The organism is Serratia sp. CY32780 (assembly GCF_052169135.1).
In the GTDB taxonomy this organism is placed as follows: Bacteria; Pseudomonadota; Gammaproteobacteria; order Enterobacterales; family Enterobacteriaceae; genus Serratia; species Serratia sarumanii.
Genome location: NZ_JBJNLI010000004.1, coordinates 231,407 through 247,686 on the forward strand (window position 1 = coordinate 231,407; position 16,280 = coordinate 247,686).

General features: G+C 59.9%; 17 protein-coding genes. 11 read left to right on the forward strand and 6 right to left on the reverse strand.

Annotated features, from left to right (window positions below):
- Positions 1–18: 18 nt before the first annotated feature.
- Positions 19–1,119 (reverse strand): DNA polymerase III subunit beta, encoded by a 1,101-nt coding sequence (gene dnaN / locus ACJ8HH_RS18840; RefSeq protein ID WP_004933892.1) that lies wholly within the window; start codon positions 1,117–1,119, stop codon positions 19–21.
- A gap of 4 nt (positions 1,120–1,123) precedes the next feature.
- Positions 1,124–2,518: a chromosomal replication initiator protein DnaA gene (gene dnaA / locus ACJ8HH_RS18845; RefSeq protein ID WP_049235245.1), complete on the reverse strand. Its 1,395-nt coding sequence runs from the start codon at positions 2,516–2,518 to the stop codon at positions 1,124–1,126.
- 682 nt (positions 2,519–3,200) lie between these two features.
- Between dnaA and rpmH the strand changes: the two genes are divergently transcribed.
- From rpmH to ACJ8HH_RS18890, 9 genes are all read left to right on the forward strand, one after another.
- The gene (gene rpmH, locus ACJ8HH_RS18850; RefSeq protein ID WP_000831330.1) at positions 3,201–3,341 is read left to right on the forward strand and encodes a 50S ribosomal protein L34; all 141 of its coding nucleotides are present in this window, start codon (positions 3,201–3,203) and stop codon (positions 3,339–3,341) included.
- Between the two features lie 17 nt (positions 3,342–3,358).
- Entirely contained in the window at positions 3,359–3,718 is a 360-nt protein-coding gene (gene rnpA, locus ACJ8HH_RS18855) for a ribonuclease P protein component (RefSeq protein ID WP_004933883.1), read from the forward strand.
- Positions 3,682–3,939, forward strand: coding sequence for a membrane protein insertion efficiency factor YidD (yidD, locus tag ACJ8HH_RS18860; protein WP_004933881.1), 258 nt, complete (start codon positions 3,682–3,684; stop codon positions 3,937–3,939). Before rnpA ends, yidD begins: the two co-directional genes overlap by 37 nt.
- Positions 3,940–3,941: 2 nt before the next feature.
- The gene (gene yidC, locus ACJ8HH_RS18865) at positions 3,942–5,579 is read left to right on the forward strand and encodes a membrane protein insertase YidC (protein ID WP_019455493.1); all 1,638 of its coding nucleotides are present in this window, start codon (positions 3,942–3,944) and stop codon (positions 5,577–5,579) included.
- A 96-nt stretch (positions 5,580–5,675) separates the two neighbouring features.
- Positions 5,676–7,040 carry a tRNA uridine-5-carboxymethylaminomethyl(34) synthesis GTPase MnmE gene (gene mnmE / locus ACJ8HH_RS18870; RefSeq protein WP_016929602.1) on the forward strand — a complete coding sequence of 455 codons (1,365 nt, stop codon included), beginning with the start codon at positions 5,676–5,678 and terminating at the stop codon, positions 7,038–7,040.
- A gap of 107 nt (positions 7,041–7,147) precedes the next feature.
- On the forward strand, positions 7,148–8,461 hold the full coding sequence (locus ACJ8HH_RS18875; RefSeq protein ID WP_041037330.1) for a lysine N(6)-hydroxylase/L-ornithine N(5)-oxygenase family protein: 1,314 nt from the start codon (positions 7,148–7,150) through the stop codon (positions 8,459–8,461).
- A 95-nt stretch (positions 8,462–8,556) separates the two neighbouring features.
- Complete coding sequence (locus ACJ8HH_RS18880) at positions 8,557–9,282, forward strand: 4'-phosphopantetheinyl transferase family protein (RefSeq protein ID WP_060426671.1); 726 nt, start codon at positions 8,557–8,559, stop codon at positions 9,280–9,282.
- Between the two features lie 161 nt (positions 9,283–9,443).
- On the forward strand, positions 9,444–10,010 hold the full coding sequence (locus ACJ8HH_RS18885; protein ID WP_025304752.1) for an NADPH-dependent FMN reductase: 567 nt from the start codon (positions 9,444–9,446) through the stop codon (positions 10,008–10,010).
- Positions 10,011–10,087: 77 nt separating this feature from the next.
- Entirely contained in the window at positions 10,088–11,140 is a 1,053-nt protein-coding gene (locus ACJ8HH_RS18890) for a hypothetical protein (RefSeq protein WP_060431121.1), read from the forward strand.
- A 35-nt stretch (positions 11,141–11,175) separates the two neighbouring features.
- On the opposite strand, the gene ACJ8HH_RS18895 is transcribed toward ACJ8HH_RS18890, so the two are convergent.
- Positions 11,176–12,513 carry an NCS2 family permease gene (locus tag ACJ8HH_RS18895; RefSeq protein ID WP_033636524.1) on the reverse strand — a complete coding sequence of 446 codons (1,338 nt, stop codon included), beginning with the start codon at positions 12,511–12,513 and terminating at the stop codon, positions 11,176–11,178.
- 234 nt (positions 12,514–12,747) lie between these two features.
- Between ACJ8HH_RS18895 and ACJ8HH_RS18900 the strand changes: the two genes are divergently transcribed.
- Positions 12,748–13,152, forward strand: coding sequence for an NUDIX hydrolase (locus ACJ8HH_RS18900; RefSeq protein ID WP_033653947.1), 405 nt, complete (start codon positions 12,748–12,750; stop codon positions 13,150–13,152).
- A 46-nt stretch (positions 13,153–13,198) separates the two neighbouring features.
- Positions 13,199–13,867 carry a 6-phosphogluconate phosphatase gene (yieH, locus tag ACJ8HH_RS18905; protein WP_060439332.1) on the forward strand — a complete coding sequence of 223 codons (669 nt, stop codon included), beginning with the start codon at positions 13,199–13,201 and terminating at the stop codon, positions 13,865–13,867.
- Here the strand turns inward: yieH and ACJ8HH_RS18910 are convergent.
- From ACJ8HH_RS18910 to ACJ8HH_RS18920, 3 genes are all read right to left on the reverse strand, one after another.
- Complete coding sequence (locus tag ACJ8HH_RS18910) at positions 13,864–14,604, reverse strand: amino acid ABC transporter permease (protein ID WP_041037335.1); 741 nt, start codon at positions 14,602–14,604, stop codon at positions 13,864–13,866. The genes yieH and ACJ8HH_RS18910 overlap by 4 nt on opposite strands.
- A gap of 1 nt (position 14,605) precedes the next feature.
- Entirely contained in the window at positions 14,606–15,319 is a 714-nt protein-coding gene (locus ACJ8HH_RS18915) for an amino acid ABC transporter permease (RefSeq protein WP_060439334.1), read from the reverse strand.
- Between the two features lie 81 nt (positions 15,320–15,400).
- On the reverse strand, positions 15,401–16,240 hold the full coding sequence (locus tag ACJ8HH_RS18920) for an ABC transporter substrate-binding protein (RefSeq protein WP_019455482.1): 840 nt from the start codon (positions 16,238–16,240) through the stop codon (positions 15,401–15,403).
- Positions 16,241–16,280: the final 40 nt, after the last annotated feature.

The following is a 16,280-nucleotide window of genomic DNA, read 5'->3' on the forward strand; positions in this document are numbered from 1 at the left end:
TAATTCAAGGTAACGAGACTACAACCGCATTGGCATGACAACGTAGGCCGCCGCCTGGCTGGCGCCGTCTTCGATCTGCACGCTGGAGACCGAGTCGGTCAACAGCAGGCGCACGTCTTCACACTTGAGCGCGTTCAACACGTCCAGCACGTAGCTGACGTTGAAGCCGATCTCCATCTCCGCGCCGTCGTAGCTGACGTCGAGGATCTCTTCCGCCTCTTCCTGCTCCGGGTTGTTGGCGGTGATCTTCAGCTGGTTCTGGCTGACATACAGCCGCACGCCGCGGAATTTCTCGTTCGAGAGAATGGCCGCGCGGGCAAACGCCTGCTTGAGCAGATCGCAGCCGGCTTCCAGCGTTTTATCCGGGTTCTTCGGCAAGACGCGGCGATAGTCCGGGAAACGGCCGTCAACCAGCTTGGAGGTGAAGATGAAATCGCCGACGTGGGCGCGAATGTTGTTGCTGCCGATCTGCAGCTGCAGCAGCGAATCGCCGCCGTCCAGCAGGCGCACCAGCTCCATCACCCCTTTACGCGGCACGATCACCGAATGCGACGGCAGCTGTTGGCCGATCGGCATCGAGCACACCGCCAGGCGGTGGCCGTCGGTCGCGACGGTGCGCAGCTCTTCGCCTTCAGTTTCAAACAGCATGCCGTTCAGGTAATAACGCACGTCCTGATGGGCCATCGAGAACTGGGTGGCTTCGATCAGGCGCTTCAGCGTCGCCTGCGGCAAGGTGAACTCCACCTCGCTCTGCCAGTCGTCCAGGTTCGGGAAGTCCGCCGCCGGCAGCGTGGACAGCGAGAAGCGGCTGCGGCCGGACCGCACCAGCATGCGCTCGCTTTCCAGCGTGACGGCGATCTCCGCCCCTTCCGGCAGGCCGCGGCAGATATCAAAGAATTTGCGCGCGGGCACGGTGGTCGCGCCCGGCTCGTGCGGCTGGGACAGGGCGACGCGCGCCACCATCTCCATCTCCAGATCGGTGCCGGTCAGCAGCAGGGAGCCTTCCGTCACCTGCAGCAGCAGGTTGCCCAGGATCGGCAAGGTCGGGCGGCCGCCCAGCGGGCTGCTCACCTGTTGCAGCGGTTTTAGCAGATGCTCACGTTCAACGATAAATTTCATAGCGCTATGAAGATAATGTTCTGATTAAATTGGAGAAATCTTCTTTGATGTCGTGACTTTCCTCACGCAGCTGCTCGATCTTCCGGCAGGCGTGCAACACCGTGGTATGGTCGCGGCCACCAAACGCATCGCCGATTTCCGGCAGGCTGTGGTTGGTGAGTTCCTTCGCCAACGCCATCGCCATCTGGCGCGGGCGGGCAACGGATCGCGAACGCCGCTTGGACAGCAAATCCGCGACTTTAATCTTGTAATACTCCGCCACCGTCTTTTGGATATTGTCGATGGTGACCAGCTTTTCCTGCAGCGCCAGCAGATCGCGCAGCGCTTCGCGCACGAAATCGATGGTGATGGCCCGGCCGGTAAAGTTGGCGTTGGCGATCACGCGGTTCAGCGCCCCTTCGAGCTCACGCACGTTGGAACGCAGGCGCTTGGCGATGAAGAACGCCACTTCGCCCGGCAGGCGGATGTCGTTTTCGTCTGCCTTTTTCATCAGGATCGCCACGCGGGTTTCCAGCTCCGGCGGCTCGATCGCCACCGTCAGCCCCCAGCCGAAGCGCGACTTCAGACGATCTTCCACCCCGTTGATCTCTTTAGGGTAGCGATCTGAGGTCAGGATGATCTGCTGATTGCCTTCCAACAGAGCGTTAAAAGTATGGAAGAACTCTTCCTGCGAACGCTCCTTGTTGGCGAAGAATTGGATGTCATCGATCAGCAAGGCGTCGACCGAACGGTAGTAACGCTTAAACTCTTCGATGGCGTTGTTCTGCAACGCTTTGACCATGTCCTGCACGAAGCGTTCCGAGTGCATGTAGACCACTTTGGCGTTGGCCTTGCGCGCCATGATGCCGTTGCCGACCGCGTGCAGCAGGTGGGTTTTACCCAGGCCGGTGCCGCCATACAGGAACAGCGGGTTATAGGCGCCGCCCGGGTTGTCCGCCACCTGACGAGCCGCCGCGCGCGCCAATTGGTTGGACTTACCCTCAACGAAGTTGTCAAAGGTGTGTTTGGGGTTGACGTTGGAGCGGTAAGAGAGCTCGGGTTGCGCCGCCGCGTTGTCCCAGCTCGGGCGCAAAGGCGCGGCCGTGCGCGCCGCGGGAGCCGCAGGGGCGCTGCTGACGCTGGCGGTCACGGTCTGGCTGATCACCTGCGCGATCGGCTTGCTGCCGACTTCAAAACGCAGCAAAGGCGCGTCCGTGCCGCAGAAATCATTCAGCAGACCATTGATGTTGTTTAAGTACTTATCGCGAACCCAATCCAGCACAAAGCGGTTAGGCGCATACAGCGCCAGGGTGTTGTCACTCAGTTCCGCCTGCAATGGGCGTATCCACATACTAAATTCTGTGGCAGGTAACTCATCCTGCAATCGGGCAAGACACTGCTGCCAAAGCGAAAGTGACACGGCGGACTCCACTCGAACAAGATCAATAAAGAAAAGAAACGGGCAACTTTTTTATAACTCATGATTTTTGACACATACCCGGCATCGGCGGTTTGCCTGTGGGGGATGCGAACCGCCTTTCACGGTTTGTGTCCCTCACGATCCCGGCATGAGGGATCGCGATCGGAATGACGGATCATAGCGCAATCCGCGCAAGAGATCCTCCCCTTCCTCACAGATTAGATCCATTTTATCCACAGGCCGCGGCCGGCGGCGATCTTTTCACCGTCGGCGCCGGATGACCGCGCAGATCCCGGCCGCTGCGCCGCATTTTTTACATTGTCAACCGGTTATACCCTGTTATCCACGCCGGATCCTGCGATCGCGCGCAAAGGATCTCTCGGGGATCCTTGCGATTTCACCCCGAGTCCGTATAATCTTCGCCCTACGTGTGATACCTGGTTCCTTATGGTGCGTCATTAGCCAGACAGGATTCTGCGGTGACCACGGGCCAAGACCGGATTTTGTTCCGTTATTGGCAGACAACCAGGTAGGCTGGCGCGATGCGAATTGACTCAGGACTGTACAATTATTACAATCCCGCTTCTTTATGTATTGCGATTGAGGCGTCGGTCATCTTCACGCCGAGTAGCCAAACGCGTTTACTGATCAGTAATTATTTTAAGTTTAGGTAGAAATCGCTATGAAACGCACTTTCCAACCGTCCGTATTGAAGCGCAACCGTAGCCACGGTTTCCGTGCTCGTATGGCCACCAAAAATGGTCGTCAAGTTCTGGCCCGCCGTCGTGCGAAAGGCCGTGCTCGTCTGACTGTTTCTAAGTAATAAAGCTAACCCGCTGAGTGGTTAAGCTCGCTTTTCCCAGGGAGTTACGTTTGTTAACTCCCACTCATTTCACTTTCGTCTTCCAGCAGCCACAACGGGCTGGCACGCCGCAAATTACCATCCTCGGCCGCCTGAACCAGCTGGGGCATCCCCGCATCGGTCTTACCGTCGCCAAAAAACACGTCAAACGCGCGCACGAGCGTAATCGGATCAAACGCCTAACCCGCGAAAGCTTCCGCCTGCGCCAGCACGAATTACCGGCGATGGATTTTGTCGTGGTGGCCAAAAAGGGGATAGCGGATTTGGATAACCGCGCACTGACGGAAGCTTTGGATAAATTATGGCGTCGCCACTGTCGCCAGGCTCCCGCATCCTGATCGGGCTGGTGCGGGCCTATCAGCTCGTCATCAGTCCGCTGCTAGGGCCTCGTTGTCGCTTCCAGCCGACATGCTCTCATTACGCAATTGAGGCATTAAGCAGGTTTGGCATGATAAAAGGCAGTTGGTTAGCATTGAAACGCGTATTAAAATGCCACCCTTTGAACCCAGGTGGCGATGATCCGGTGCCGCCAAAAACCGACGATAACAGAGAACACTAACGATGGATTCGCAACGCAATCTTCTCCTCATCGCTCTGCTGTTCGTGTCTTTCATGATCTGGCAGGCATGGCAAACGGACAACGCTCCGCAGCCGGCCGCACAGACCACGCAACAGACTTCGAACGCAGTAGCCGGTGATGCCGCCAGCCAGGCCGTGCCAGCCAGTGGTCAGGGTAAGCTGATTACCGTGAACACCGACGTGCTGTCACTGACCATCAACACCCGTGGTGGCGATATCGAGCAGGCTAAACTGTTGGCCTACCCGGATACTCTGGGTTCATCGACTCCGTTCCAACTGCTGGAAACCACTCCGTCATTCGTCTATCAGGCGCAAAGCGGCCTGACCGGTAAAAACGGCCCGGACAACCCGGCCAACGGCGAACGCCCGCTGTATCAGGCGGCGCAGGACAGCTACACCCTGCCGGAAGGCCAGGACGAGCTGCGCATCCCGCTGACCTACACCGATAAAGACGGCGCGGTCTACACCAAGACCTTCGTGCTCAAACGCGATCACTATGCGGTCGGCGTGGATTACAGCATCGACAACAAAGGCGCGACGCCGCTGGAGCTGACCCTGTTCGGCCAGCTGAAGCAAACCACCGAATTGCCTAAACACCGCGACACCGGCAGCAGCAACTTCGCGCTGCACACCTTCCGCGGCGCGGCGTACTCGTCCAGCGAGGACAAGTACCAAAAATACGCGTTCGACAAAGATGAAAACCTGAGCGTCACCACCAAAGACGGTTGGGTCGCCATGCTGCAACAGTACTTCGCCACCGCGTGGGTACCGGCGACCAAAGGTGACAACACCTTCTATACCGCCAAACCGGGTGACAACCTGTCCACCATCGGCTTCAAATCTACGCCGGTCGTGGTGCAGCCGGGCGCTCAGCAGCAGCTGAACGCGACCCTGTGGGTCGGCCCGGAGCTGCAGGACCAGATGGCCCAGCTGGCGCCGCACCTGGATCTGACCGTGGATTACGGCTGGCTGTGGTTCATCTCCCAGCCGCTGTTCAAACTGCTGAAGTTCATCCACGGCTTTATCGGTAACTGGGGCTTCTCCATCATTATCATCACCTTCATCGTGCGCGGCATCATGTACCCGCTGACCAAGGCGCAGTACACCTCGATGGCGAAAATGCGCATGCTGCAGCCGAAGCTGCAGGCGATGCGCGAGCGCATCGGCGATGACAAGCAGCGCATGAGCCAAGAGATGATGGCGCTGTACAAGGCGGAGAAAGTGAACCCGCTCGGCGGCTGCCTGCCGCTGATCATTCAGATGCCGATCTTCCTGGCGCTGTACTACATGCTGATGGGTTCGGTCGAGCTGCGCCACGCGCCGTTCGCCCTGTGGATCCATGACCTGTCGGCGCAAGACCCGTACTACATCCTGCCAATCCTGATGGGCGTGACGATGTTCTTCATTCAGAAGATGTCGCCGACCACCGTGACTGACCCGATGCAGCAGAAAATCATGACCTTCATGCCGGTGATCTTCACAGTGTTCTTCCTGTGGTTCCCGTCCGGTCTGGTGCTGTACTACATCGTCAGTAACCTGGTGACCATCCTGCAGCAGCAGCTGATTTACCGTGGTCTGGAAAAACGCGGCCTGCACAGCCGCGACAAGAAAAAAAGCTAAGCGTATTGTAGGGGTTCGGCGCGCCGACCCTTGCAGTCACCCCAAAGGCGGTCATTAGACCGCCTTTTTGCATCTTAATCGTCAGAGAGAACCGTTATGAGCACCACCGATACCATCGTAGCCCAAGCCACCCCGCCGGGACGCGGCGGCGTCGGCATTCTGCGCATTTCCGGAAGCAAGGCCAAAGACGTCGCCCAGGCGTTGCTCGGCAAGCTGCCGAAGCCGCGCTACGCTGACTATCTGCCGTTCCGCGACGCCACGGGCGCCACCCTCGATCAGGGCATCGCGCTGTGGTTCCCGGGGCCGAACTCCTTTACCGGCGAAGACGTGCTGGAACTGCAGGGCCACGGCGGGCCGGTAATCCTCGATCTGTTGCTCAAGCGCGTGCTGGCGCTGCCCGACGTGCGCATCGCACGGCCCGGCGAGTTCTCCGAACGCGCGTTCCTCAATGACAAACTCGATTTGGCGCAGGCCGAAGCGATTGCCGATCTGATCGACGCCAGCTCCGAGCAGGCGGCGCGCTCGGCGATGAACTCGCTGCAGGGGGCATTTTCCACCCGCATCCACCAGCTCGTGGAAGCGCTCACTCACCTGCGAATCTACGTGGAAGCGGCGATCGACTTCCCCGACGAGGAAATCGACTTCCTGTCCGACGGTAAAATCGAGGCGCAGCTCAACGACGTGATGGCGGATCTGGACAGCGTGCGCGGCGAAGCGCGCCAGGGCAGCCTGCTGCGCGAAGGGATGAAGGTGGTGATCGCCGGGCGCCCCAACGCCGGTAAATCCAGCCTGCTCAATGCATTAGCCGGGCGTGAGGCGGCGATCGTCACCGATATCGCCGGCACCACCCGCGACGTCCTGCGCGAACATATCCATATCGACGGCATGCCGCTGCACATCATCGACACCGCCGGCCTGCGCGACGCCAGCGACGAAGTGGAGCGCATCGGCATCGAACGTGCGTGGAACGAGATCGAACAGGCCGACAGAGTGCTGTTTATGGTCGACGGCACCACCACCGCCGCCACCGAGCCGGCGGAGATCTGGCCGGAGTTTATGGCGCGCCTGCCGGGCACGCTGCCGATCACCGTGGTGCGCAACAAGGCCGACATCACCGGTGAAACGCTGGGTCTGACGGAAGTGAACAACCACTCACTTATTCGCCTGTCGGCCCGCACCGGTGAAGGCGTCGATGTGCTGCGCGATCATCTTAAACAGAGCATGGGCTTCACCAGCAACATGGAAGGCGGCTTCCTGGCGCGCCGTCGTCACCTGCAGGCGCTGGAGCTGGCGGCACAGCACCTGGTGCAAGGCAAAGAACAGTTAGTGAGCGCTTACGCGGGCGAGCTGCTGGCCGAGGAACTGCGCCAGGCGCAGCTGGCCTTGAGCGAAATCACCGGCGAATTCACCTCAGACGATCTGCTGGGCCGCATCTTCTCCAGCTTCTGCATCGGCAAATAATCGCCTGCGGGCGCCATATCCTCTTCGGCGCCCGCATTTTACGTCTCCGGCGCCAAAACTCACCTAAGCTTATCTCATCAATTTTTCCGCGTGAGAGATAAGCTTAAATGAACGAACCTTTAGACTTGATTGGCGTGGGATTGGGGCCTTTCAATCTCAGTCTGGCCGCTCTGGCCGCCGAAAGCGGCGCCGTCAACTATACCTTTCTCGATCGTAACGCGAGCTTCCGCTGGCACCCCGGCATGCTGCTGCCTTCCGCTTATATGCAGACATATGTGCTGCAGGATTTGGTTACCGCCGTCAGCCCACGCAGCCAATTTTCATTTATTAATTACTTGGTAGAACAGAAAAAAATTTATCGGTTTTTAATCACCGAGCAGCAAATTATCAGCCGAGAAGAATTTTCCGACTATCTACGCTGGGCCTGCGAAAGATTAGACGGGCTACAGTTTTCACAGTCCGTAGAGCGCATTGATTTTGACGATGAAAAGAGTTTGTTCAAGGTAACCACCCATAATCAGACGCTGTGGGCGAAAAATATCTGTCTGGGCACCGGCCATAACCCTTGGTTACCGAAAGCGTTTTACCCGGCGTTGGGCGAAAACTGCATGCATGCCGCCGAAATAGCCCTGCGCAATCCGGACTTCAGCGGCAAGCGAGTTATGGTGGTGGGCGGCGGCCAAAGCGGCGCCGATGTGTTTTTGAACGCATTGCAGGGGCACTGGGGCGAACCGGCGCAGCTGGACTGGCTCTCGCGCCGTCCCAATTTTCAGCCGCTGGATGAGTCCCCCTTCACCAACGAATACTTCACTCCCGAATACGTTGACTATTTCTATACGCTGCCGTCAGAAATCCGCGAGCGTGAAATCAAAACACAGAAATTGCCGGCAGACGGCATCAGCAATCATACGCTGCGAACCCTGTACCGTGAGCTATATATGCGTTTTGACGTGATGCGCCAGACGCGCAATGTGCGTTTACTGCCTCATCGCACCCTACTGGCCATCGAATCAGTGGGTGAAGCTTTTCATCTGCGCACGCTTCACGGCCTGGAAAATCGCCAGGAAAGTTTTAGGGCCGATATCGTCATTCTGGCCACCGGCTATCGCGCTTCGCTGCCCGCTTACCTGAAACCCTTGCTGCCGCGCATTCCTCTCGATGCGGAACAGCATCTGCCGCTACTGCCGAATTTTAATCTGGACTGGCTCGGGCCGGAGCAAAATCGAATTTATGCGGTTAATGCCGGAATACACAGCCACGGCAGCGCAGAAGGCGGACTGAGCCTGATGGCCTGGCGTTCAGCCCGCATCCTCAATCACTTGCTGGGTAAGCCGTGCTTTGATTTGGCACCGAACGCATCAATGATCCAATGGTGGAGCGATGCCGCGCCGGGCGATATCTCTACCACCGCTGATAAATAGGATAATCCGCATAGCGTTTTTTGATGATAAATCCTCAACTTAGTCTTAATCTAACACCCCTGCGTTCTTAGCGACCCTCTGTCATGGAGCGAACAATGGCGTGTCATTTTGCCCGATGGACCCCGGCCTCCGCCGTCCTGGATACCCAGAGACTCGCCGACGAAGTGATAGCCGCCACCCGCACCTTTTCCGTTAAACGCCGCACGCGCTTCCTGCAAGGGCGCATTCTGCTCGCCGAAATGATGTTCTACCTGTACGGCCTGCCGACGCTGCCCCCCATCGCCACCACGCCGACCGGCCGCCCCTGTTTCGCCGATCATCAGCTGCCCGATTTCAGCCTCGCTTACGCCAGCAACACCGTGGGCGTGCTGCTCAGCGACGAGGGAAAAGTCGGGTTGGATATCGAAGTGATGCGGGCGCGCGGCACCCGGCAAAGCGCGCTGCAACACGCGCATCAGACGACGGCGGAAAGTGCCTGGATCGGCGCGCAGGACGATCGGCTGGAGGCGGAGACTCAGCTGTGGAGCATTCGGCAAAGCGTGCTGAAAATTTCCGGCCTCGGCAACAGCGGCCAGTCTACGCTGCGTCTACATCCCTTCTCCGGCCACCTGCGCTCCAGCGCCACGCCGGACGTTCAGGTGATGAGCGACGCCGACGAATACCTGAGCTGGGCCTGCGCCGGCAGCCCCGGCCTGGATCGCCTGCTGTGCTGGCGCTACGAAGAGCGCGGCGGCCTGCAGAAAGACGGGGAAATCTCGCCGCGCAGCCCGGCGGCGTCCTCACGCTTCGTTAAACTGACGGGCCTGAAGACGCCCGGTTAACGCAGCGCAAAACGGATAACGCTGTCTTTACCGCACGAGTTGCTGGATTAAATTGTAAAGACAGCTAAATGTTGAGCAATCGCCTATTCTCGACCAGCGCTTTAGCCTACTATTCGCCCATGTTGTACGCTGAATCTGCTCATTCGAAAGGGAGAATCACCATGTCAGACCAAGCCTTAAAAATCGTCACTCTGCTCGGCAGCCTGCGCAAAGGCTCCTACAACGCCATGGTGGCCCGCGCCCTGCCAGGCCTGGCTCCACAGGGCGTCACCATTGAAGCGCTGCCCTCCATCCGCGATATCCCGCTGTACGACGCCGACATGCAACAGGGTGAAGGCTTCCCTGCCGCGGTCGAGGCGATCGCCGAACAGATCCGCCAGGCCGACGGCGTGATCATCGTCACCCCTGAATATAACTATTCCGTGCCCGGCGGGTTGAAGAACGCCATCGACTGGCTGTCTCGCTTGCCGAATCAGCCGCTGGCCGGCAAGCCGGTCGCCATTCAGACCAGCTCGATGGGGCCGATCGGCGGCGCGCGCTGCCAATACCACCTGCGCCAGATCCTGGTGTTCCTCGATGCGATGGTAATGAACAAGCCTGAGTTTATGGGCGGCGTGATCCAGAGCAAGGTCGACGAACAGGCCGGTGAACTGAGCGATCAGGGAACGCTGGATTTTCTGACCGGCCAGCTGTCTGCGTTCAGCGATTTTATTCGCCGCGTGGAGTGAAGGTCTCGCGGCGCCCCTTAGGCGCCGCAACAGGACATGAAGTCCATCAATTCATTGAAAATTAAAGCCATAGCATCATGTATTTTTTCATTTTAGCGTTATTTTTTGTTTCCATCACCAGTCCCGCTTTCGCGGCAGAGATGCGTTATCCCGCCGGCGAAGAGCCGCTGGAGCTGCCGGCACACAGCGCGCTCAACGCCCAGCTGTCGCGATCCGCGCAAAACCAGGAAGATAAAAAGCTGGGCGCCATGTCGCTGTACCTGACGCTGATGCGCGAAGACGGCCGCAACGTCTGGGCGCCCTACCAGCTGGCGGTGTCATCGGCGGAGAAAGGGCAAACCGAGCTGGCGGAGCGCTACCTGCAGCTGAGCGCCGACCGCGGCCTGTGGTACTACTACAACCTGCTGGAGGACGACGCCTTCAACAGCATCCAGCACTCCGCCACCTACCAATCGATCCTGGCCGCCACCAAAGCGCGCTATCTGCAGCACGCGCGCCACTATGAAGGCAAGGCCAGCTACGCGATGCCGGACGGCGAAGCGCCGCCCGAAGGCTGGCCAACGGTGATCTTCCTGCATACCTACGGCAAAGCCGCCGCCATCAGCCCCGAAGAACGGCTGCTGTTCGGCGAAATGGGCGTGGCCTACATCGAGCTCAACGGCACGCAGATGCTGTCGGAAAACAGTTTCCGCTGGTCGAATTACAGCGACGAAAGCACCCAAACCGCCATTCAGCGTACGCTGCAACAGCTGGCTCCGCAGCTAAAGCTGAATCCCCGGCGGATTTACCTCAGCGCCCGCGGCCAGGGCGCGCTGCACGCCGCCAACCTGATCGCGAAGTACCCGCAGTTTTACGCCGGCGCGCTGCTGATCGCCCCCAACGGCGAGATCAAGCCGGCCCAGCAGTCGCTGGCGGCGCAAAAGAAAATCGTGATGGCGTATTACGATCGGCAGAATTTCAGCGAGCAGGCGCTGGCGTTGCACTTCGCCAATCTGTTCGGAGAGGATAATCAGGTAGAAACGCTGCACTTCGCCCAGGGAGAGGATGCCGCCGGCAGTTGGCAGGCGCGCTTCAAGCGGCCGTTGCAGTGGGTGTTGGGTAAGGTGCCGGATGCGACGCCGGGCGCCTAGGGGTTCAGGGCCGACAGGCGTCGGCCCTTTGGCGGTCAATGGCCGTCGACGAAGACGATCTTCAGCACGAACAGCAGCGCCACCACCACCACGCACGGGCTGATTTCACGCCAGCGGCCGGTGCCGAGCTTCATCACGCAGTAGGAGATAAAGCCGAGCGCGATGCCTTCGGTGATCGAGAAGCTGAACGGCATCATCACCGCGGTGACAAACGCCGGTACCGCTTCGGTCAGATCGTCCCACTTCACCCGCGCCAGGCTGGAGGTCATCAGCACGCCGACGTAGATCAGCGCGCCGGCGGCGGCGTAAGCCGGCACCATGCCCGCCAGCGGCGACAGGAAGATCACCAGCAGGAACAGCAGGCCGGTGACCACCGCCGTCAAACCGGTGCGGCCGCCGACGGCGACGCCGGACGAACTTTCGATGTAAGCGGTCACGGAAGAGGTGCCCGCCAGCGAACCGGCCACCGAGCTGATGCTGTCGACGTACAGCGCCTGCTTCATGCGCGGGAACTTGCCCTGGTTGTCGGTCAGGCCGGCTTTATCGGTGACGCCGATCAAGGTGCCCGAAGAGTCAAACAGGTTCACCAGCATAAACGAGAAGATGATCCCGGCCAGCCCGATGTTCAGCGCGCCAGCCACGTCGACCTGGCCCACCACCGAGGTGATGCTCGGCGGCAGGGAGAACAGGCCGCCGTATTTCACGTCGCCCAGCATCCAGCCGATCAGGGTGGTGACCACGATCGACACCAGCACCGCCGCGTGGAAGTTGCGCGAAGAGAGCACGGCGATGATGAAGAAGCCGAGCGCGCCCAGCAGCACGTTGTGCGAGGTCAGGCTGCCGATGGTCACCAGCGTGTCCGGGTTGGCCACCACGATGCCGGCGTTTTTCAGCCCCATCATGCCGATGAACAGGCCGATGCCGCTGGTGATGCCGACCCGCAGGCTGACCGGAATGTTGGCGATCATCCAGTAGCGGATGCGGAAAATGGTCAGCAGCAGCAGGCCGACCGCTCCCCAGAAGATGGCGCCCATGCCCACCTGCCAGGAGATGCCCATCGCCCCGACCACCACGAAGGCGAAGAAGGCGTTCAGGCCCATCGCCGGCGCCAGCGCCACCGGCAGGTTCGCCAGCAGGCCCATAAAGATGCTGCCGAAAGCGGCGATCAAACAGGTGGTGACAAATACCGCCTGGGTATCCATGCCCGCCGCGCCCAAGATTTGCGGGTTAACGAACACGATATACACCATGGTAAGGAAGGTGGTGATACCGGCAATCGTTTCCGTACGCGCCGTCGTGCCATGTTGCTTGAGTTTAAACACGCGCCCAAGCAAGCCTTGCTCAGCGTCAAGGCCAGATACTGGTTTGGTCATTATCAGAATTCCGAAAATGGGAATGGACAGTCGCCGGCTATCCTATAACAAAAAGTGGGGCTTTTGACGCCGGTCACAGGTTTTTTTCGCCATCTTTACGGCTAAACGCGTCAACGGCTTGTATTTACAGGCTTTCATCCCGCGTTTCCGTCCGCTGCGTTGCCGTTTGCCGACACGGCCGATAAAATGACCTATCGCATCTCTTACCCTACCCGCGAAAAAACAGGAATCCGCATGTCTTCAACCTTTATCGATAAGCTCGCGTTGATCGCGCTGAAAGATGACAAAGTGGCGCTGGTGCGTTCACACAATAAGACGCTGTTTTATATGCCGGGCGGAAAGCGCGAAGCGGGCGAAACCGACGAACAGGCGCTGTGCCGCGAAATCGACGAAGAGCTGACCGTCGCGCTGCAGCCGAGCTCCATCGCGTTTTACGGCGAGTTCGCCGGCCCGGCGGACGGCAAGCAGGACGGCACCCAGGTGCGTATTCGCTGCTATCAGGCCGACGTTACCGGGCAGTTGCAGCCGGCCGCCGAAATCGCCGAGCTGAGGTGGTGCGACAGCCGCGATTTGCCGCACTGCTCACACGTCGCCGCGCTGATTTTGCACGATCTCAAGGCGCGTAACCTGATCAAGTGATCGCTGAGCGGCCTCAGCGCCGTTAACCCGAAGGAACCTGTCCCGCATGAATCAGATTGACTGTATTTTGTTCGACTGCGACGGCACGCTGGTGGACAGCGAAGTGCTGTGCAGCAAAGCCTATGTGCACATGTTCGCCCGCTACGGCATTCATCTGTCGCTGGAAGAGGTGTTCAAGAAATACAAAGGGGTGAAGCTGTACGAGATCATCGATCGGGTCAACGCCGAGCAGGGCACTGACCTGGCAAAAGAGGCGCTGGAGCCGCTGTATCGGCAGGAAGTGGCGCGGCTGTTCGACAGCGAACTACAGCAGATTGCCGGCGCCCGCGAGCTGCTGGCGCAGGTGACGGTGCCTGTCTGCACCGTCTCCAACGGACCGGTCAGCAAGATGCAGCACTCGCTCGGCCTGACCGGCATGCTGCCTTATTTTGATGACCGGTTGTTCAGCGGCTATGACATTCAGCGCTGGAAGCCGGATCCGGCGATCGTATTCCACGCCGCCGAACAGATGCAGGTGCCGGTAACGCGCTGCATCCTGGTCGATGACTCGCCTGCCGGCGCGCAGGCTGGTATCAATGCCGGCATCCCGGTCTTTTACTTCTGCGCCGATCCGCATAACCCGCCGATCGACCACCCGCTGGTGACGACGTTTAACGACCTGGCCCAGCTGCCCACGCTGTGGCGCGAACGCGGCTGGCGGCTGACGGCCGATTAACTGGCCGGCAACGGCGGCTTGTTGCGCCACCAGCGCCACGACCGTTTCAACGCGCGAGTTTGCGCGCCGAAGCGGCGGTTGACCGCGTTGGCCAGCAGATCGAGCGCCAGGCAGAACACGAAATAGACCAGCGCCACGAACAGGAACACTTCCATCGGATAGACCATGCTGCGGTTGTTGACCTGGGTCGCCAGGAAGGTCAGTTCGCCAACGCCGACGATATAAGCCAGCGAGGTGTCTTTGATCAGGGATATCCACTGGTTGATGAACGACGGCACCATCATGCGCAGCGCCTGCGGCAGCACGATCATGCGCAGCGTCTGCCAGCGGGTCAGCCCCAGGGAAAGTCCGGCCTGCCACTGGCCGGGGCCGATCGCGGCGATGCCGGCCTTCACCGCATGGGCCAGATAGGCCGAAGCGATCAGCGCCAGCGCGCACACCACGGTGGTGATTTCCGGGATCTCTACGCCAAACACCATCGGCAGCAGGAAATAGGTCCAGAAGATCAGCATGATGACCGGTATGGCGCGGAAAAAGCCCAGCACCGCCGCCAGCAATCCGGCAGCGACGCCGCGCGACATCGCCAGCGCCACGCCGAGCAAGGTGCCTAGCGCCGCCGAGGCGACGCCGGCCATCAGGCTGATCGCCAACGTCAGCGCCGCGCCGCCTAATGGACCATCCGGCCAGGTACCCCACAGCAGGTAGCCCAGGTTGTCGTGAATCACGCTGAAATCCATCTCAATGCCCTCCCAGCGGTTTACGCTGTTGGCGCCACATGCCCCAGCCTTCCAGCAGCGCGATGATGGCGATATACAGCACCGTCGCCACGCCGAACGCCTGGAAGGTGCGCAGGGTTTCGGTTTCGACCTGACGCGAGGCGTAAGAGAGTTCGGCCACGCCGATCGCCATGGTCAGCGACGAGTTTTTGATCACGTTCATGTATTGCCCCAGCAGCGGCGGCAGCGCGATTTTCAGCGCCTGCGGCAGCACCACGTAGCGCATCGCCTGCCAGCCGGTCAGCCCCAGCGCCTGCGCGGCATATTTCTGCCCGCCGGCGACGCCGCGAATGCCGGAACGGATCTCTTCGGCGATAAAGGCGGTGGAGTAGAGCGTCAGGCCGAAGAAACCGGCGAGAAACTCGAACGACGGCCATTCCAGCGGACCGACCTGATGTGAGCTGTTCAGCCACTGCATGGCGGCGGACGGCAGGATCTGCCCGGCGGCGAAGTACCAGAAGAACAGCTGCACCAGCAGCGGCGTATTGCGAAACAGCGAGCTGTAGCCCATCGCCAGCCAACTCAACGGCCGCAGGCTGCTGTCGCGCATCGCCGCCAGTACGAAGCCCAGCAGCGTGGCCGCCAGGCCCGCGCAGGCGGAAAGCCACAGAGTCAGCAGAAAGCCGTGCCACAGCCAGCTCAGGTATTGCGGCGCCAGCAGCCAGTCCAGGTTCATGTTCAATCCTTGTCTTGCAGAATGCATCAGGGGCGCAGCAAGCTGCGCCCCTCCGTGCCGATCTCACCGCGAGCGGTTAAATCAGGCTTTCGGTTGCTGATCCAAAGGCGCGATTTTGAAATCGCCGCGCGGTTGGGCGGATTGGGTTTCCGGCCCGAACCAGCGATCGTAAATCTTAACCGCTTCGCCGTCTTTTTCCAGCTTGATCAGCGTCTCGTTCACCGCGGCGGTCAGGCGATCTTCGCCCTTGGGAATGCCGACGCCCTGGTATTCTTTGGTCAGACTGAACGGCGAAATTTCAAATTCCGCCTTCTGCGCCGCCGGCAGGTTGCCAAGCAGGCCGACCAGCTTGGCGTCGTCCTGGGTGATCGCCTGCACGTTGCCGTTGCGCAGCGCCACGAACGCCAGCGGGGTGTCATCGTAAGAGATCACTTTCGCCGTCGGGAAACGCTCGCGCAGGGTGATTTCCTGCACCGTGCCCTTATCCGCGCCGATGCGCAGCTTTTTGATGTCTTCCGGGGTTTTCAGCACGCCTTTGCGGGCGATGAATTTCTGACCGGTGGCGAAGTACGGCACGCTGAAGTTCACTTCCTTGGCGCGCTCGTCGGTAATGGTGAAGTTGGCGGCAATCAGGTCAACCTTCTTCGACACCAGCAGCGGAATGCGGTTGGCCGGGTTGGTGGCGCGCAGCTCCACTTTTACCCCCAGCGCTTTGCCGATCGCATCGGCGACGTCCACATCGTAGCCCACCAGCTTCTTGCTCTGCGGATCGATGTAGCCGAACGGCGGGTTGCTGTCGAACACCGCGATACGCACCACGCCGGCTTGCTTGATATCGTCAAGTTTGTCCGCGTGCGCGGCGCCGGCGGCGAGGCCGGTCAGACTGGCTAACAACGTTAAGGCCAAAGCGCGATGTTTCATAGAGAGCTCCTAAGTGGTTGATGTCCTGCTGGCGGATAAG